Origin of the sequence: Streptomyces stelliscabiei (genome assembly GCF_014873495.1) — a bacterium.
GTDB classification, from domain to species: Bacteria; Actinomycetota; Actinomycetes; order Streptomycetales; family Streptomycetaceae; genus Streptomyces; species Streptomyces bottropensis.
This window is the reverse complement of sequence record NZ_JADBGF010000001.1, coordinates 6,326,998-6,344,689: the sequence shown is the minus strand read 5'-3', so window position 1 is coordinate 6,344,689 and position 17,692 is coordinate 6,326,998. Positions and strand designations below refer to the sequence as shown.

Here is a 17,692-nt window from a genome sequence, read left to right as displayed (position 1 = left end):
CGACACGCGCTTCAGGTGCGTAACGGAGGATTCCTGCACGTGTCGCCCAATATGTTCTTATGTGCTTTTTCGTACGCAGATCGGTCCAACGGAGGTCGCTTCTGGGGTCGCTTCTTGGGGAGGCGATCCGGTGACCCGGCGTGGGCCCCGGACCGGGGCCGCCATCGGGCGCCGTGACGAAGGCGGGCGCCGTGACGGAGGCGAGTGGTACCAACAGCCGCTCGGCCCGGACGACGCCGCCCGCCCCGACGTCGACCTCTCGGAGCCGGCCCCGCCGCCCCTGACACCCGGCCAGGCCTTCGACGCGCTCTACGCGTACTGCGCCCCCGCCCTCGTACAGCAGACGTATCTGCTCACCGGGCAGCGGCGGCTCGCGCGCGAGGCGGTGGAGCGGGCCTTTCAACTCGCCTGGCATCGCTGGCCGGAGGTGGCCGTCGACCGTGACCCGGCGGGCTGGGTGCGGGCGGCGGCCCACGAGTACGCCCTCTCCCCCTGGCACCGACTGCGCCCCCGCCCCCGGCGGCACCTCGAACCGCAGCCGGCCGACCCCACCGACCGCGCCCTGCTGTCCGCACTGCTCGAACTGCCGCCCCCGTACCGCCGCACCCTGCTCCTCTACGACGGCGTCGGCCTCGACCTGCCCGACACGGCTGCCGAGACGGAGTCGAGCACACCCGCCGCGGCGGGCCGGCTGCTCTACGCCCGCACCAGGGTCACCGAGCGGCTCCCGGAGCCGGTGGCGGCCGACGACCTCGGCCGCCTCCTGGCCGCGCTCCCCTCCGACGTCCGGCCGGGCCCCACCAGGCCCCTCGCCCTCCGCGCCCGGGCCGACCTGCGCGCCCGCCGCTGGATCCACGCCGCCATCGCCTTCACCACCCTCCTGCTCACCACCACCGCCCTCACGCTGCACACGGCCCCGGACCACTACGAGGCCCCGGTCCCCCCGGGCGCCCCGATCCACGGAGTCCCTCCACGAGCGGCCCCCGGCCCGCTCTCCCCGCCCCAGCAGAAGCTCCGGGCCAAACTGCGGGCCGAGACCGCCGTCGGGCCGGAACGCCTGCACCCGGAGGCCCACTGAGCCGTGGCGCGGGCAAAAGCCGGGGCGCGGGCCGCAGCCGGCCCCCGGGAACGCCAGCGGGCCCGCACCCCCGACAGGGGATGCGGGCCCGCAGAAGGCTCGGCGGAGCCGAAGATCAGCCTACGAACATCAGCCGCCGAGGATCTCGCGCGCGAGCTTGGCCGTCTCGGTGGGCGTCTTGCCCACCTTGACGCCGGCGGCCTCAAGGGCCTCCTTCTTCGCGGCGGCCGTACCGGAGGAGCCGGAGACGATGGCACCGGCGTGGCCCATCGTCTTGCCCTCGGGCGCGGTGAAGCCGGCGACGTAACCGACGACCGGCTTCTTCACGTTCGCCTTGATGTAGTCGGCGGCCCGCTCCTCGGCGTCGCCACCGATCTCACCGATCATCACGATGAGGTCGGTGTCGGGGTCGGCCTCGAACGCGGCGAGCGCGTCGATGTGCGTCGTGCCGATGACCGGGTCGCCACCGATGCCGACGGCCGACGAGAAGCCGATGTCCCGCAGCTCGTACATCATCTGGTACGTCAGCGTGCCGGACTTCGAGACGAGACCGATGCGGCCCGGCTTGGTGATGTCGCCGGGGATGATGCCGGCGTTCGACTGGCCGGGGGTGATCAGACCCGGGCAGTTCGGGCCGATGATCCGGGTCTTGTTGCCCTTGGAACCGGCGTACGCGTAGAACGCGGCCGAGTCGTGGACCGCGATGCCCTCGGTGATGACGACCGCGAGCGGGATCTCGGCGTCGATGGCCTCGACGACGGCGGCCTTGGCGAAGGCCGGCGGTACGAAGAGGACGGACACGTTCGCGCCCGTCTTCTCGATCGCCTCGGCGACGGTGCCGAAGACCGGGATCTCGGTGCCGTCGACGTCGACGGTCGTGCCCGCCTTGCGGGGGTTCACGCCACCGACGATGTTCGTGCCGTCGGCCAGCATGAGCTTGGTGTGCTTCATGCCCGTGGCACCGGTCATGCCCTGGACGATGACCTTGGATTCCTTGTTGAGGAAGATAGCCATGGCTGTTCTGTCCCTCGTCCCTTACTTCGCGGCCGCGAGCTCGGCGGCCTTGTCGGCCGCGCCGTCCATGGTGTCCACGCGCTGGACCAGCGGGTGGTTGGCGTCGGAGAGGATCTTGCGACCCAGCTCGGCGTTGTTGCCGTCGAGGCGGACGACGAGGGGCTTGGTGACGTCCTCGCCCTTGTCCTTGAGCAGCTGCAGCGCCTGCACGATGCCGTTGGCGACCTCGTCACAAGCGGTGATGCCACCGAAGACGTTGACGAACACGGACTTGACGTCCGGGTCGCCCAGGATGATCTCCAGGCCGTTCGCCATGACGGCGGCGGAGGCGCCACCGCCGATGTCGAGGAAGTTGGCGGGCTTGACGCCACCGTGGTTCTCACCGGCGTACGCGACGACGTCCAGGGTGCTCATGACGAGACCCGCGCCGTTGCCGATGATGCCGACCTCACCGTCGAGCTTGACGTAGTTGAGGTTCTTCTCCTTGGCCGCGGCCTCAAGGGGGTTCGCGGCCGCGTGGTCGACGAGCTCCTCGTGGTCGGGGTGGCGGAAGTCCGCGTTCTCGTCCAGGGAGACCTTGCCGTCGAGGGCGATGACGTCGCCGGAGGCGACCTTCGCCAGCGGGTTGACCTCGACGAGGAGGGCGTCCTCCTCGATGAAGGTCTTCCACAGCGTCACCAGGACGTTGACGACCTTGTCGGCGACCTCGGCCGGGAACTTCGCGGCCTCGACGATCTCGCGGGCCTTCTCGGGGGTCACACCCTCGTTGGCGTCGATCGGCGTCTTGGCGACGGCCTCGGGGCGGGTGGCCGCCACCTCCTCGATCTCCATGCCGCCCTCGACGGAGGCGATGGAGAGGAAGGTGCGGTTGGTGCGGTCGAGGAGGTACGAGACGTAGTACTCCTCGACGATCTCGGGAGCGGTCTCGGCGATCATCACCTTGTGGACCGTGTGGCCCTTGATGTCCATGCCGAGGATGTTGGTCGCGTGCTCGACCGCCTCGTCGGCGGTCGCCGCGAGCTTCACGCCGCCGGCCTTGCCTCGGCCACCGACCTTCACCTGGGCCTTGACCACGGACTTGCCACCCAGACGCTCGGTGGCTGCGCGAGCCGCCTCAGGCGTGTCGATGACTTCACCGGCCAGCACCGGTACATCGTGCTTGGCGAAGAGGTCCCTCGCCTGGTACTCGAACAGGTCCACGCGCGTCCGTCCCTATCAGTGAGCTAGCGGTTCGTTGGATGCGTGGGCGTGCCGCGAAGGGCAACGTGACGTCCGCCGTGAGTCACAAGGGAGGCGCACACGGTGTCCGAGCGCGCGGCATGTCCGTCTCGCAGGTTATCGCTGCTTCCGGGAGGCCCCTAAATCGCGGGTCACACCTGAGCGGTGATACCTGTCACATGATGCCGCCCTCACTGGCACCGCGTGCCGCGTATGCGGGACCTCACCGAACGGGGGTACGTCCGGTGAGGTCCCTACGAGGCCCTTCACTGACGCCGAAGGGCCCCTGGCGGGTGATCTCCTCCCCGATCGGAGACCGTCCGCCACCGTCCCCGACTCCCGCCCGGACCGGGCCGACGGCTTTCGGCCGTCCGGGTTCGAGCCGTGGGTCGGTTGTCTGTGGCCGCCCCCGCAGCCGCGCCTACGGGGGCGGGGCTGGGGTCGGGTTCTGGGGCGCCGGTGGCGTTGCCGGTGCCGGTGTGGCGCGGGGGTGGTCGGATGCTTGTGTGGAGCCGCGACCTGTGGGGTTCCATTCCTCCTGGAGCCAGGGCTCCGCGAGAGGGGAGGGCGACAGTCCTCCGGAAGTGAGGACCGGCGCTAGCCGGGGAACTCGGGGATGTCGCGGTGCCGGTCCCGGACACCGTCCGGGACATCGGCCGCAGGGGCGCCGGGTACGACGCTCAGCGGCGCCCGGCCGAGCGAGGCGACGGTCGACGCCTCCACGTGCCGGGGCCCGCCGTTGTCGACGGCGGAGTGGCGGCCGAGGGAGCCGGTCGGAAGACCGCCGGGGCTCCGGTGCGCGGGCCCCCGCACGACGGGCGCGTCCCCGACCCCGGCGTCGCGGCGAGGAGCCGGCACGATCACCGATCCGCTGACGACGCCCGTCGGCCCGAACGCGACGGAGGGGGGAACGGAATCCCGTTCTCCGCCACTGCCACTGCCACCGTCACCGTCGACGGTCGAGCCCGGGTTTCCGGCCACCGCTCGGCCGGGTTCCCGTGGCGTCACATCGGCGGGCGGAGCCTCCACCGGCGACGTCGTCCACCCGGACGGTTCCGGAAGCCCCGGCACCGTGGGCAGCGAAGGCACCGCGGACGGCCCTTCGGTGACCGGCCGTAACACGGGCGGGACGACCGGCTGCACGACATCGTCGACGACGGGCCGCACGACCGCCTCGACGCCCGGCTGTACCAGGTCGTCGGCGATCTGCCGCACGACATGCTCGGTGGCCGGCTGTGCGAAGCGTTCGGCCACCGGCTGTACGGCGTGCTCGGTCACCGGCCGCAGTACCGGGTCGGTCACCGGCTGGGCGACGTCCGCCATGACCGGTCGAGCGATGCGCTCGGTCAGGGGGACGGGCCGCTCGGTCAGCGGGACGGGCCGCTCGGTCAGCGGGACGGGCCGCTCGGTCAAGGCCGCGGTCCCCTCGATCGAGGGAGTGTCCGCCTCGGTCACGGGCCGAGCCGTCGACTCGCCGACCGGCCGGACGACCCGATCGGTCCCGGTAGTGGTACCGGCGGCGGTGACGGCCGCCGGGAGGGAGGACACACCCGGCGCCCCCTCGTCCGCCGCGCTCGCCCGCGCCCCCCACAGGACGCCCAGCGCGAACAGCCCGCCCACCAGCAGCCCCACCCGCACCGCACGGCGCCCGGCGGCCCCGCGCGTCCCGCACGTCACGCGCGGGACGGCACCGGCACCGGGGAGCGGGGCTGCTGCGGTCAAGACGGGGAGGACCCTCCCGTGCGACGGAACGGCGGAGCACGGGGGCGAAGATGCGCGAGATGCGAACACCCGTGTGAAGGCTGTGAAGCGCTGCCGATCCTCGCACGGGACTCCCGCCGTCACGCAAGCCCCGTGTCACCGACGCGTGGTCATGTCCTCTTTTCAACCACCCTTGTCCGGTTACCGGCTGCCACGTCGGTCACGGCCGACGGCCCCGCCCCTCGGCGTCCTCGGCCTGCCCCTCACGCACTGTCCGGTATCGGCAGCGGCCGCTTCTCGATCGCCGCCGCCATCACCTCCGGGAAGAGGTCCGGCGTGCAGGCGAACGCGGGTGCGCCGAGCGCCGCGAGGGCCGCCGCGTGCTCACGGTCGTACGCCGGTGCCCCCTCGTCGGAGAGCGCGAGCAGCGTCACGAACTGCACCCCCGACGCCTTCATCGCCGCCACCCGCTTCAGCATCTCGTCGCGTATCCCGCCCTCGTAGAGGTCGCTGACGAGCACGACCACGGTGTCCGCGGGCCGGGTGATCTGCGACTGGCAGTACGCGAGGGCCCTGTTGATGTCCGTGCCGCCGCCCAGCTGGGTGCCGAAGAGGACGTCGACCGGGTCGTCGAGCTGGTCGGTGAGGTCCACGACCGCCGTGTCGAACACGACGAGCCGGGTGCTGAGGGACCGCATGGACGCCAGCACCGCCCCGAACACCGACGCGTAGACGACGGAGGCCGCCATCGACCCGGACTGGTCGATGCAGAGGACGACCTCCTTCTTCACCGACCGCGAGGCCCGCCCGTACCCGATGAGCCGCTCGGGCACGACCGTCCGGTGTTCCGGCAGGTAGTTCTTGAGGTTGGCCGCGATCGTGCGGTTCCAGTCGATGTCGTGGTGGCGCGGCCGGTTGACGCGGGCGCTGCGGTCGAGAGCGCCGGTGAGGGTGGCCCGGGTGCGGGTCGCGAGCCGCTTCTCCAGGTCCTCGACGACCTTCCGTACGACGGCCCGCGCGGTCTCCTTGGTCGTCTCGGGCATCGCCTTGTTGAGGGACAGGAGAGTGCCGACGAGGTGTACGTCCGCTTCCACCGCCTCCAGCATCTCCGGCTCCAGCAGCAGCGCGGACAGACCGAGCCGGTCGATGGCGTCCCGTTGCATCACCTGGACGACGGAGGAGGGGAAGTACGTCCGGATGTCCCCCAGCCACCGGGCCACGGAGGGCGCCGACGCCCCGAGCCCCGCCGAACGGTCCTGCCCCGCCCGCGCCCTGTCCCCCTTCCCGTACAGCGCGGCCAACGCCTGGTCCATCGCCGCGTCCCGTCCGCCGAGCGTGCACCCGGTGCCGTCCGCCGTGTCCCCGCCGAGCACGAGCCGCCAGCGGCGCAGCCGTTCGCCGGCTCCGTCGTCCCCCGCGTCCGCCTCTGCCCCTGACGCCGTCCTGGTCTCCGCCCCGCTCGTCATCCGCGCACCCCCGCCCGAGGCCTGGCCCAGAGCGGCATCACCGTCACGGTCGCCGCGCGCTTGCCCGAACACGCCCCGTGGCCAGGACGGTGGAGGCCGGCCGTTCGATCGAGGACCACCGCGCGCCCGTCCCCGGTGCCCACCACGGTGTTTATCGCGTCGGCGGCCCGCCTCGGTTCGCGCAGTCGTTCGGTCGTCATCCCGCCACCCCCACAAGGTCGTCATCCGTATGCACCCGGCGGCCGTCGCCGTCGGCGTCGTGGTCGCCATCGCGGGTGCCACCGCCATCGCGGTCACGGTCACGGTCACGGTCGCCGTCGCCATCGCCATCGCCGTCGCGGTCCCGGTCGCCGTCCAGGCCGAGCAGCAGCCGCAGCACCGGGAGCACCGCGTCCGCTCGGTCGTTGTCGAGGTCGTCGGCGAAGCCGGGTATGCCGGAACCGCCGGCCACCGTGTTCCCCCGGCGCCCCGGCCCGCGCCGCACCTGCTCGCCGAGCGTCCGGCGCACCCCCGGCTCGTACGCCGAGAACGTCCGCCGCAGCAGGGGCAGTACGTCCGTGAACGCGTCCGCCGGGACCCCGGTGAGCCAGGCGTCCACCAGGCCGAGGAGCCGTTCGTCGTGCACGAGCAGCATCCCGCCGCCGGAACCGCCCCCGACGAAGCCCTCGATCCACGCCGCCGCGTCCGCCGGCACCGTCCCCGGTGACAGCACCAGCCCCATGAGCCGCGCCGCCTCGTCCTGCGCCAACTCCCCGTCGTCCAGCAGCAGTCGTACGGCTCGCCCCCGGATCACACCCGGCACCGTGTCCCGTCCGGACAGGACGTGGAGCACCGAGTGCCAGCGGGCCCGTATCCCGCCCCCGCTCCCGCCGTCCCGTGCCGCGTCGCCCTCCGGGGCGGCGTCGCCGAGCAGGCCCACCGCCCCGTGCACGGCGTCGACATGGCGGCGCATCTCCTGTGCCGCCTCCGCGTCGAGCGCGGCGCACGCGGGCGGCAGGCCGACGAAGACCCGCTCGGCGAGACCGGTGGCGACCTCCGCGAGCGCGCCGGTGCCGGTGGCGCGGACATCGCCGTAGCGGAGGGAACGGACGAGGGCCGGGAGTGCCTGGGCGAGGTGGCCGACGTCGGCGTCGAGGGCGGCGCGGTCGGCGAGCACGCGCATCACCACGGGCAGGGCGTCGGGGAGTTCGGCGAGGAGACAGCGCTCGGCGAGGCCGGTGATGTCGGCGAGCGAACCGGCCATGACGGCGTCCGCCTCGGCCTTCGCGGTCGCCGCGGAGAGCACGGTGGTCCCCCAGACCCCGGCCTCGGCCACCCGCACCGACAGCTCCGGCTCCCAGCGCAGCCGCCAGGTCTCCCGGAACGTGCCCGTGCTGCCGCGCGAGGTCGCCGGCTCACCCCACTCGACGCCGAGCAGCCGCAGCCGGTGCAGCAGACGGCTGCGCTCGGCGTCGTTCTCCTTGCGCAGGTCGAGCTCCAACTCCCGCTCCAGCGCCTCCGGTTTGAGCCGCAGCCGCCGCTGGAGCCGCGTGAGGTCCCGCTGCAGCGGCACCGCCGGCGCCGCGTCGGGCACCTCTCCCAAAACGTCGCCGACCACCAGCCGGTCCCGCACCAGCGACAGCGGTACGTCCGACCCGTCGCACATCACCGCCCGTACGGCGTCGGTGGTCTCCGTGAGGCCCGGCAGCGGGCGCCCGCGCATCGCGGCGAGCGTCTCGGCCAGCCGTACCGCCTCGATGACGTGTGCGGAGGAGACGATCCGGTCCTCCTCGCGCAGCAGCCCCGCCACCTTGGTCAGCCATCGCTCCACGGGGCGGTCCGCCACGGCGAACAGGTGCCCGTACCAGCCCGGCGAGTCGATCCCCGCCCCGTAGCCGCCGGCACGGGCCAGTCGTCGGCTCGTCCACGGCACCCAGGTCATGTCGGCCTTGACCTTGGGCAGGCCCTTCAGCGACGCCCGGTCGGCGGCCACGGTCCGCCTCTCCCGCAGTGCGGGCACGTGCCAGGCCCCGCACACCACGGCCACGGCGTCGTCCCCGAACTCCTTCTGTGCGGCCCTCAGCTGCAAGCGCATGTACGCCTCGCGCACCGGATCACGGTCGCGCCCCCCGCTTCCGTACACCTCCCGCAGCGCCCCCATGGCCTCCTCCAGCACCGCGAACGGCGCGAAGACGTCCCCGCCCGTCCCCCGGTGCTCGACGACGTCCTCCCACCACCGCTCGGCGTCGTCGTACCCGGCGGCTTCGGCGAGCGCGGCGAGCGGATCACCCCGCAGAGCCTCGTCCCCCTGGGCGGTCGGCTCGTCCGGCTCGGCGGCGGCGTCTTCCCTCGCCCAGGCCAGTGTGTGCGCGGCGGGCAGGTCGATGAAGCGGGCCGGGACGCCGTGGGCCAAGGCCCAGCGGACGGCGACCCACTCGGGCGAGAACTCGGCGAACGGCCAGAAGGAGGAACGGCCAGGCTCGTCGACCGCGTGGGCGAGGAGCGCGACCGGCGGCCGCATGTCCTCGTCGGCGGCCAGCGGAATGAGCGCATCCGCCTCCGGGGGCCCCTCGATCAACACGACCCGGGGCCGCGCCGCATCCAGCGCCGCCCGCACGGCCCGCGCCGACCCCGGCCCGTGATGCCGCACCCCGAGCAGCAACGGTCCACCCCTGCCCCCTCGCGGCGTCGACTCGTCCGGGGCATCGCCGCGCACAGCCGCCGTTTCCTCTCCCCGTTCCGTCACGCGCTCACCTCGCGGCAGGCTCGGTAGAAGTCGGTCCAGCCGTCGCGTTCGCGGACGACGGCCTCCAGATACTCCTGCCAGACGACGCGGTCGGCGGCCGGGTCGCGGACGACGGCGCCGAGGATGCCGGCCGCCACGTCGGAGGCGCGCAGGACGCCGTCGCCGAAGTGGGCGGCGAGGGCGAGGCCACCCGTGACGACGGAGATCGCCTCGGCGGTGGACAGCGTGCCACTGGGCGACTTCAGCTTCGTACGGCCGTCCGTCGTGATGCCGTCGCGCAGCTCGCGGAAGACCGTGACGACGCGGCGGATCTCGTCGACGCCGTCGGGCACGGCCGGCAGGTCGAGGGAGCGACCGATCTGGTCGACGCGGCGCGAGACGATGTCGACCTCGGCGTCGGCGCTCTCCGGCAGGGGCAGCACCACGGTGTTGAAACGGCGGCGCAGGGCGCTCGACAGGTCGTTCACCCCGCGGTCGCGGTCGTTGGCCGTGGCGATGAGGTTGAAGCCCCGGACGGCCTGCACCTCCTGCCCCAACTCCGGTATCGGCAGCGTCTTCTCGGAGAGGATCGTGATCAACGTGTCCTGGACGTCGGCCGGGATGCGGGTCAGCTCCTCCACGCGGGCCGTCATGCCCTCCGACATGGCCCGCATGACGGGGCTGGGCACCAGGGCGTCACGGCTCGGGCCGTGCGCGAGCAACCGCGCGTAGTTCCAGCCGTAGCGGATCGCCTCCTCCGGGGTGCCCGCCGTGCCCTGCACGAGCAGCGTGGAGTCACCGCTGACGGCCGCCGCCAGGTGTTCGGAGACCCAGGTCTTGGCGGTGCCGGGCACGCCGAGCAGGAGCAGGGCGCGGTCGGTGGCGAGCGTGGTCACGGCGACCTCGACGATGCGGCGAGGTCCGACGTACTTCGGTGTGATCACCGTGCCGTCCGGGAGCGTCCCGCCGAGCAGATACGTGGCGACGGCCCATGGTGAGAGCTTCCAGCGGGCCGGCCGGGGCCGGTCGTCCTGGGCGGCCAGCGCGGTCAGCTCCCCGGCGAAGGCGTGCTCGGCGTGGGCCCGCAGCACCTCACCGCCCGTGCGTGTGTTCGCGGGCGCGGACTGGTTGCGGCTCGGGTCGACAGTGGTCGTTCCAACGGACGCAGGCATGGCTGAGTCCCCCTCCAGCTCGGCCGGTTCGGATCTGGTGACCACACTGCACCACGCCACTGACAATCCAGTCTGACCTGCGGAAATTGGATCGCGCAAGCCAATTGTCAGTGGTGGGATCTACCTTCGGAACATGACTCAGCAGGGGGTGCGCTGGACGGCTGAGCAGGTGCTGGCATTGGCACCTGACGCAGCGTCGCGCAAAGCCGGAAGCAAACTCGCCTCGGCAGGGCCGTGGTCGGGTACTGGCAGTTCGGACGAGGGGACGGTGTGGGGACTGTGCAAAGGAAGTGGCAGCAAGCCGTATCAGACGATCATCGACGTGGCGGACTCCTCGGGGCCCGCGTACAAGTGCGGTTGTCCGAGCAGGAAGTTCCCGTGCAAGCATGCGCTGGGGCTGCTCCTGCTCTGGGCGGGCGACGCCGCAGCGGTGCCGTCCGGGCAGGCGCCGGACTGGGCGCAGCAGTGGCTGTCAGGCCGCCGCACGCGCGCAGCGGCGAGGACGACGAGGACGGGCGCGGCATCTGGGGCCACGTCCGCTGACCCCGAGGCGGCACGCCGCCGAGCGGAGCGGCGCGCCGACCGCATCACCGCGGGCGCGACGGAACTCGAACAGCGACTGACCGACCTGTTCCGCGGCGGCCTGGCCGCCGCGGAACAGGCGGGGTACGGGCTGTGGGAGGAGACGGCGGCCCGCATGGTCGACGCCCAGGCCCCGGGACTCGCGGCGCGGGTGCGGGAGTTGGGCGCGATACCAGGGTCGGGCCCCGGCTGGCCGGCCCGCCTCCTGGAGGAGTGCGCGCTGCTTCATCTGCTCGACCAGGGCTGGCTGCGCCGCGATCGTCTGCCGGACGGCCTCGCGGCCACGGTCGGTTCCCGGGTCGGCCTGACCGGCTCGCCGGACGGCGCACCGGTCCGCGATCGCTGGCTCGCCCTCGCGCAGTACGACACGTCCGACACCCACTCCTCTCTCACCACCCGCCGCATCTGGCTGCACGGCATCCATACGGGCCGTACGGCCCTGCTCCTCTCCTACGGAGCCGCCGGTCGCGCGCCCGAGCTGTCGCTTCCGGTCGGGCTGGCGTTCGAGGCCGAGGTGTCGGCGTACCCGGGTGCCGGTCAGCTCCGAGCGGCCCTGGGCGAGCGTTTCACGACTCCCGAGCCCACCGCCGTACGACCGCGGGGGATCACTCCGTCCGAGGCGGCGGGCCTTTACGGCGCGGCCTTGCGGGACGATCCCTGGCTGGACTCCCTCCCGGTCACCCTCGCCCGCGTCGTCCCCGTCCCGGACGGCGACTCCTGGCAACTGGCCGACGCCGACAGCGACCTCGCCCTCCCCCTCACTCCCTCCGCACGCGCCCGGCCCGGCCTGTGGCGCCTGCTGTCCCTCTCCGGCGGCCTGCCCGTGACCGTCTTCGGCGAGTGCGGCCACCGGGGCTTCACCCCGCTGACGGCATGGGCGGAACAACCTGCGGGCGGGCAGGCGGTGGCGCTGTGCTGAGAAAGGCGAGGCGGCGGACACGGAGTGCGGGCGGCGGACGGAAGGAAGGAACCTCATGACGAGTGCGTCAGAAGCCTCGGCGGGACCCTCCTGGGAGGAACTGGTCACGACCGCGCTCCTCGGGACGGACCGCCGTGCGCCGGCCGGGCCGGTGCCCGGACGGGCGGCGCCCGTGGCCTTGCTGGACGCGGCGGCCGTGGAGACCGTGCGGCGCCGGGCGGGGATACGGCCGGTGCGGGCGGTGGCGCGGCCGGAGCCGGTGGCGCCCGACCGGCGTCCACCGCTGCCGCCCGCCGCGGCGCGAAGGCTGGCGACGCTGCTGGCCGACCGGCCCGGCACCGGTGGCGGACGCCGGGGCACGGCGCCCGATCTCATGGAACTGCTGCCGCAGTGGCTGGCGTTGGCCAACGCGCACGGCTACGCGGCGCCTCCGGAGGCCCTGCCCGCGCTGCTGGACGCGGCGCGCGGACGTACCGATCTGCGGCCCGCCGTGCTGGTCTTCGCGGGGGCGCGGGCCCTGTGGCTGGCCCGGTGCAACAAGGACTGGCGTTTCGCGCTGCGTGCCGCGCCCGGCGGTGGGGCGGCCCTGCCCGGTCCGGACGAGCCCGAGCGGGTCCGGCGGTTGTGGCGGGAGGGCCTCTTCGCGGAGCGCGTCGCCCTGCTTGCGGCGCTACGGACCGAGGACGCCGCCTCGGCGCGCGAGGTGCTGTCGGGGACGTGGCAGACGGAGCGGGCGGAGGACCGGCTGATGTTTCTCGACACGCTGCGCACGGGGCTGGAGGCGGCGGACGAACCCTTCCTGGAGGCCGCGTTGGCCGACCGCAGCCGCAATGTGCGGGCCACGGCGGCGGAGTTGCTGTCCGCCCTGCCCGCATCGGCGCTCGCGGGGCGGATGGCGAAGCGGGCGACCGCGTGTGTGGCCGTCGACCGCACAGGCAGCACGTCGACGGCTGCCGGAACCCCCACGCTCGTGGTCGAGGCCCCGCACGAGTGCGACCCCGGGATGGAGCGGGACGGCGTGGTGCCCAAGGCTCCCGCCGGGCGGGGTGAACGGTCGTGGTGGCTCGGCCAGTTGGTGGAGGCGGCGCCGCTCGGGGCATGGTCGCGGCGGTTCGGGGGGCGTACGCCGGCGGAGATCGTGGCTCTTCCGGTCGCGGACGACTGGCAGGGTGAGCTGCACGGGGCGTGGTGCCGGGCGGCGGTGCGGCAGCGGGATCCCGAGTGGTCGCGGGCCTTGCTGGGGGCGCCCTCGACGCCGGAGGCCGGCGGGCCGGGGGCCGTGTCGCTGGCCGAGCGGGCGAAGCTGCTGGCGACGCTCAGCAGCGGGGAGCGGGCCGAGTGGGTGGCGGGGTTCATCGCCACGCACGGTCTGTCGGAGGCGTTCCAACTGCTCGGGGTGTGCGCGGTGCCGTGGGCTCCGCCGCTGGGCCGGGCGGTGGTGGACGCGCTCGACATCGCGCGGGACGCGGGGAGTTATCCGTGGAGCTTCAGCGGGGTGATGGGGCTGGCCGAGCGGTGCCTGGATCCGGCGGAGGCGGTGCGGCTGCAGCCGCTCACCGCGACGCCGGAGGATGCGGAGGACTCGGCGCCGGGAGCGGGTGGGTACTGGGCGGAGGCGTTTCAGCGGCTCGCGACGACGTTGCGGTTGCGGGCGACGATGCGGGAGGAGTTGGCGGGGGTGGGCTCCGGGTGAAGCGGTGGGGCGGGGTGAGTCGGCGGGTGGGGGTGAGTCGGCGGGTGCGGGTCCGGTGGGGGCTGGTCGCGCAGTTCCCCGCGCCCCTGAGAAGCAGGGGCTGCGCCCCGTGCTTTCCAGGGGCCGAGGCCGCCATCCCTCCAGGCGCGCAGGGCCGTCGCTCTCCAGGCCCGCGGGCCTGTTCTCGCCCGCCCCCTATGCCCCCGCCGACGCCCGCGCGTTCACCCGTACCCACTCCACGATCGACGCCGTCGTCGCCCCCGGCGTGAAGATCTCGGCGACTCCCTTGTCCTTGAGGGGCGCGATGTCCGCCTCGGGGATGATGCCGCCGCCGAAGACGAGGATGTCCTCGGCGTCGCGTTCCTTGAGGAGTTCGATGACGGCAGCGAAGAGCGTGTTGTGGGCGCCGGAGAGAATGGACAGGCCGATCGCGTCGGCGTCCTCCTGGATCGCGGTGTCGACGATCTGCTCGGGAGTCTGGTGGAGGCCGGTGTAGATGACCTCCATACCGGCGTCGCGCAGCGCCCGCGCGATCACCTTCGCCCCCCGGTCATGGCCGTCGAGTCCCGGCTTGGCCACCACCACGCGGATCGGACCGGTTGCCACACCCATCACTGCCTCCATGAAACGACTACACCAACCCGTAACAGAACACAGCCTCATATGTCGCGCAAACCGCGCAAAACGTCCAGATCGGGGCTTCGGGTTCATGGAAACACTTATCCATGCCACAGTCCGTGAAAGTGAACGACCGTTATCTCCAGCATCCCGCAACCGGCAGTTTCGCGGCCGAGAGCGAGGGGGAAATCACACGGTGGGACACGTTCGCCGCGCACTGCTCCCGGTTTCCGCGGCTCACGCGTCGCGGGGACCTAGGTGATCACGGAGGTGATCGCGGCATCCGGGCTGTTTCCGGACCGCCTGCCACAGGCTCCCGTGGCGTGCGCGCCACGGGGTAGCGTGCGCAAAGCAAGGAGGGTCGTCGGAAGGACGCCGCACCGCCCCACTGCCGCGAAGGAGCACGGCGAAGGGACGGACCGGCACCGGCAGACGGCGGAGGGCAGGGCAGCGGGGAGTCAGGAACGTCGCATCCCCGTCGCGCGATCGGCGCCTCAGGCGTCGCTCACGCACCGCACGTCACGCGCGCCACACGCACCGCGTCACGTCGCCTCGCACCCGTCGCCCGTCGGCCACATCCGCGGCCCTTCACTAGGGCACACGGGGGGACAGAGGCGTCCTCCCGTCTGCCGACGGGAGGTCGGCATGAAGGTCACCAGGGCGGTCACGCCCCTTCTTCCGCTCTGCGAGCGACTGCTGCCCACGAGTCTGGCGGGCCTGTCCATCGCCCTTCTCAAGGCGACCGCACTGGAGTTGGCGATCCTCGCCGGACATATGCTGCTCTATCCGTCCGGAATGACCCAGGAGCGCCGGGCCACCCCCACGCTCCCCCCGGCGGACACCCCCCGGCTGCCCGCCGAGGAGAAGCCCCCGGTCCTCCTGCTGCACGGCTTCATCGACAACCGCTCGGTCTTCGTCCTGTTGCGCCGCGCCCTCGCACAGCACGGCGGCCGCCACCTCGAATCGCTCAACTACTCCCCCCTGACCTGCGACATCCGCGCCGCCGCCGAACTGCTCGGCCGGCACATCGAGGACATCTGCGAACGCACGGGCCAGGAGCAGGTGGACGTCGTCGGGCACAGCCTCGGCGGACTGATAGCGCGGTACTACGTGCAGCGGCTCGGCGGTGACGTGCGCGTCCGTACGCTCGTCACGCTCGGCACCCCGCACAGCGGCACCCGGGCCGTGCCGCTGGCGGACGCGCACCCCATCGTCCGCCAGATGCGGCCGGGTTCGGCGCTGCTGGAGGAGCTGCGGGAACCGGCGCCGGGCTGCCGTACGCACTTCGTGGCGTTCTGGAGCGACCTCGACCACGTGATGGTTCCGCTGGAGACCGCCTGCGTCGACCACCCGGACCTGATGGCACAGAACGTCCGGGTCACCGGTATCGGCCACCTCGCCCTGCCGGTTCACCCCGCCGTCGTCGGCGAAATACGGCAGGCCCTCGACAACCCGTCGACGGGCGCCCGCCCCGCCGCCCGCTCCGGCGGCCTGACCGTCGCCTGAGCCGCGACCGCCGCCGACAGCACAGTGACGCTCGCCACATGGCACCAAAACGGGGACGTAAGGCGGTAAACCCGGCGCACACCCGTGCGCCCCTGTCACGCGCCCGACTCGCGCCACTCCTTCCGGCAGCCACAACGCGCCCCACCTCCGGCCCGCCGCCACCCCGCGAAACGTCTCGCCCCCGTCGGCACGGGCGTCCCGTCACCCTCACACGGCGGTCGACTATCGAACAACCTTCGAACGCAAGGCCAAAGTCGTACCCACAGACCGCCGAAAGACGCTCGAATGCCCGTTTCCTGCGCGCGTGAAACCCGTTGAAGATTGTCGCGCCCGCATACCGCCGGGTACAGTCACCGCACTGCTCTGCCAGCCCCTGTCGTCGAGGCGAAAGAGAAGTTGGTGAACGATCGTCACCCGTCGGGGACCGCAACACCCCCGGCTCCGGCTTCCGAAGCCGACCCGGCGCACTACGCGTCGTACGGCCACCAGGAAGCCTCCTATGGCGACTTCACCACGTACGGCGAATTCCCCGCCACCGGTTTCGACTCCGGTACCGGCGCCCACGCGACCGGCACCTTCGCGACCGACCCCCTCTTCGGTGACCTCCCGGGCAATGACACCGGCACGGGCTCCTACGACGCCTCGCAGTGGTCGACGGGCAACCACCAGACGCCGAACTACGACCCGTACGCCGCGCAGCACCAGGCCGCGTACGACACGGGCAGTTACGAAACGACCTCGTGGGCAGCGGGTTACGACCACCTCTCCCAGGTCCCGACGCAGCCGGCCGGTCCCGACGCCAGTGGCCAGTGGGACGCGAGCGGCTGGCTGCAGGCCGAACCGTCCGACGAGGCGGGCCAGTCGGGGCACACCGACCGGACCCAGCAGTGGGTCGGCACCCAGCACTTCGACACGGGCGCGTTCGACGCCACCCAGTGGAACAGCGACGGCACCCCGGCCGGCGACGAACACGGCGGCCCCTCCGAGGAGTCGTACGAACACGACGGCGCGGCCTCCGAGCCGTACGAGGCACAGTCGCACCCCCAGACCGTCGTGGTGGACCTCTCGGCCGAGGCCACGGACTTCCACCAGCAGGCGACCGCGACCTTCGAGCAGATCGCCCCGTACGACCAGGACGAACACCCCTCCGAGGACGACGAGTTCGAGTCCGACGACGCGGACCGCGTCGCGCTCCTCGACGGCGAGGAGGAGGTCGCCCCGGCGGAGACGAGGAGCGCGGGCCCCGGCCGGGCGGCCACCCGCGCGGCCTCACGGTCGCGCCGGAAGCCTCCGGCCAAACGTTCCGCCCTGCTGACCGTGGCGGTTCCGTCGGCCTGTGTCATGGGTGTCGCGGGGATCGCGGCGGCCTCGGTCGGCGCCACGTCGGACGACACGGAGACGACCGCGTCGGTCAAGTCGGACGCCACCGCCGTGAAGCCGTCCATCGCCAACAACCAGCTCGACACGCAGTTGGAGAGCCTCTCGGCCGAGGCCGACGACTTCGCCGACCGGGCGAGCCGGACGCAGGAGCGCATCGACCTCAAGGCGCAGCAGGAGCTGGAGCAGAAGAAGGCGGCGGCCGACGCGGCGCGCAAGGAGCGGCTGCGGCCGAAGTTCGCACTGCCGGTCGCCCAGCACGGACTCAGCGCGTACTACGGCCAGTCCGGCGTCAACTGGATGTCCCTGCACACCGGCATAGACTTCCCGGTCTCGTACGGCACGCAGGTGATGGCCGCGACCGACGGCACCGTGCGCACCCAGTGGAACAGCGCCTACGGCAACATGGTCATCGTGACCGCCAAGGACGGCACCGAGACCTGGTACTGCCACCTCTCCACCTACAAGGTCGCCTCGGGTACGACCGTCAAGGCCGGCGACCCCATCGCCTACTCGGGCAACTCGGGCAACTCGACCGGCCCGCACCTGCACTTCGAGGTCCACCCGGCGGGCGGCTCCGCCATCGACCCCCTGCCGTGGCTGCGCAGCCACGGGCTGGACCCGACGTAACGGGCGCCGTAGCG

General features: G+C 72.7%; 12 protein-coding genes. 5 read left to right on the top strand and 7 right to left on the bottom strand.

All coding sequences use genetic code 11. From position 1 onward, the window contains the following. Positions 1-130: 130 nt before the first annotated feature. Entirely contained in the window at positions 131-1,078 is a 948-nt protein-coding gene (locus H4687_RS28135; RefSeq protein WP_046915898.1) for an RNA polymerase sigma factor, read from the top strand. A gap of 129 nt (positions 1,079-1,207) precedes the next feature. Here the strand turns inward: H4687_RS28135 and sucD are convergent, their stop codons facing one another. The 6 genes from sucD to H4687_RS28105 form a co-directional block, all read right to left on the bottom strand. Continuing rightward, positions 1,208-2,092, bottom strand: a complete 885-nt coding sequence (gene sucD, locus H4687_RS28130) for a succinate--CoA ligase subunit alpha (protein WP_046915897.1) — start codon at positions 2,090-2,092, stop codon at positions 1,208-1,210. A 21-nt stretch (positions 2,093-2,113) separates the two neighbouring features. Next, positions 2,114-3,292: an ADP-forming succinate--CoA ligase subunit beta gene (sucC, locus tag H4687_RS28125; protein WP_046915896.1), complete on the bottom strand. Its 1,179-nt coding sequence runs from the start codon at positions 3,290-3,292 to the stop codon at positions 2,114-2,116. Between the two features lie 615 nt (positions 3,293-3,907). Then, a complete protein-coding gene (locus H4687_RS28120) occupies positions 3,908-5,032 on the bottom strand; it encodes a hypothetical protein (RefSeq protein ID WP_046915895.1) in 1,125 nt (374 codons plus the stop codon). 242 nt (positions 5,033-5,274) lie between these two features. Next, a complete protein-coding gene (locus tag H4687_RS28115) occupies positions 5,275-6,477 on the bottom strand; it encodes a VWA domain-containing protein (RefSeq protein WP_050399467.1) in 1,203 nt (400 codons plus the stop codon). A gap of 196 nt (positions 6,478-6,673) precedes the next feature. Continuing rightward, positions 6,674-9,172: a DUF5682 family protein gene (locus H4687_RS28110; protein WP_078907589.1), complete on the bottom strand. Its 2,499-nt coding sequence runs from the start codon at positions 9,170-9,172 to the stop codon at positions 6,674-6,676. Between the two features lie 26 nt (positions 9,173-9,198). After that, positions 9,199-10,353: an ATP-binding protein gene (locus tag H4687_RS28105; protein ID WP_179860034.1), complete on the bottom strand. Its 1,155-nt coding sequence runs from the start codon at positions 10,351-10,353 to the stop codon at positions 9,199-9,201. Positions 10,354-10,486: 133 nt separating this feature from the next. Here H4687_RS28105 and H4687_RS28100 point away from each other — a divergent pair, with 133 nt between their 5' ends. Both H4687_RS28100 and H4687_RS28095 read left to right on the top strand, forming a co-directional pair. Further along, the gene (locus H4687_RS28100; protein ID WP_046919973.1) at positions 10,487-11,854 is read left to right on the top strand and encodes an SWIM zinc finger family protein; all 1,368 of its coding nucleotides are present in this window, start codon (positions 10,487-10,489) and stop codon (positions 11,852-11,854) included. A 55-nt stretch (positions 11,855-11,909) separates the two neighbouring features. Continuing rightward, entirely contained in the window at positions 11,910-13,547 is a 1,638-nt protein-coding gene (locus H4687_RS28095) for a DUF5691 domain-containing protein (RefSeq protein WP_046919972.1), read from the top strand. Positions 13,548-13,742: 195 nt separating this feature from the next. Here the strand turns inward: H4687_RS28095 and H4687_RS28090 are convergent, their stop codons facing one another. Next, entirely contained in the window at positions 13,743-14,159 is a 417-nt protein-coding gene (locus tag H4687_RS28090; protein WP_020113873.1) for a cobalamin B12-binding domain-containing protein, read from the bottom strand. A 651-nt stretch (positions 14,160-14,810) separates the two neighbouring features. Here H4687_RS28090 and H4687_RS28085 point away from each other — a divergent pair. Together H4687_RS28085 and H4687_RS28080 are read left to right on the top strand one after the other, a co-directional pair. After that, the gene (locus H4687_RS28085) at positions 14,811-15,671 is read left to right on the top strand and encodes a lipase family alpha/beta hydrolase (protein ID WP_050399466.1); all 861 of its coding nucleotides are present in this window, start codon (positions 14,811-14,813) and stop codon (positions 15,669-15,671) included. Positions 15,672-16,070: 399 nt separating this feature from the next. Next, positions 16,071-17,678: a M23 family metallopeptidase gene (locus H4687_RS28080; protein ID WP_046917931.1), complete on the top strand. Its 1,608-nt coding sequence runs from the start codon at positions 16,071-16,073 to the stop codon at positions 17,676-17,678. Positions 17,679-17,692 lie beyond the last annotated feature (14 nt).

Coding starts and splice junctions, on each gene's coding strand:
- H4687_RS28105 (WP_179860034.1), bottom strand. CDS start 10,353: ATGCCTGCGTCCGTTGGAACGACCACTGTCGACCCGAGCCGCAACCAG.
- H4687_RS28095 (WP_046919972.1), top strand. CDS start 11,910: ATGACGAGTGCGTCAGAAGCCTCGGCGGGACCCTCCTGGGAGGAACTG.
- sucD (WP_046915897.1), bottom strand. CDS start 2,092: ATGGCTATCTTCCTCAACAAGGAATCCAAGGTCATCGTCCAGGGCATG.
- H4687_RS28100 (WP_046919973.1), top strand. CDS start 10,487: ATGACTCAGCAGGGGGTGCGCTGGACGGCTGAGCAGGTGCTGGCATTG.
- H4687_RS28115 (WP_050399467.1), bottom strand. CDS start 6,477: ATGACGAGCGGGGCGGAGACCAGGACGGCGTCAGGGGCAGAGGCGGAC.
- H4687_RS28090 (WP_020113873.1), bottom strand. CDS start 14,159: ATGGGTGTGGCAACCGGTCCGATCCGCGTGGTGGTGGCCAAGCCGGGA.
- H4687_RS28085 (WP_050399466.1), top strand. CDS start 14,811: ATGAAGGTCACCAGGGCGGTCACGCCCCTTCTTCCGCTCTGCGAGCGA.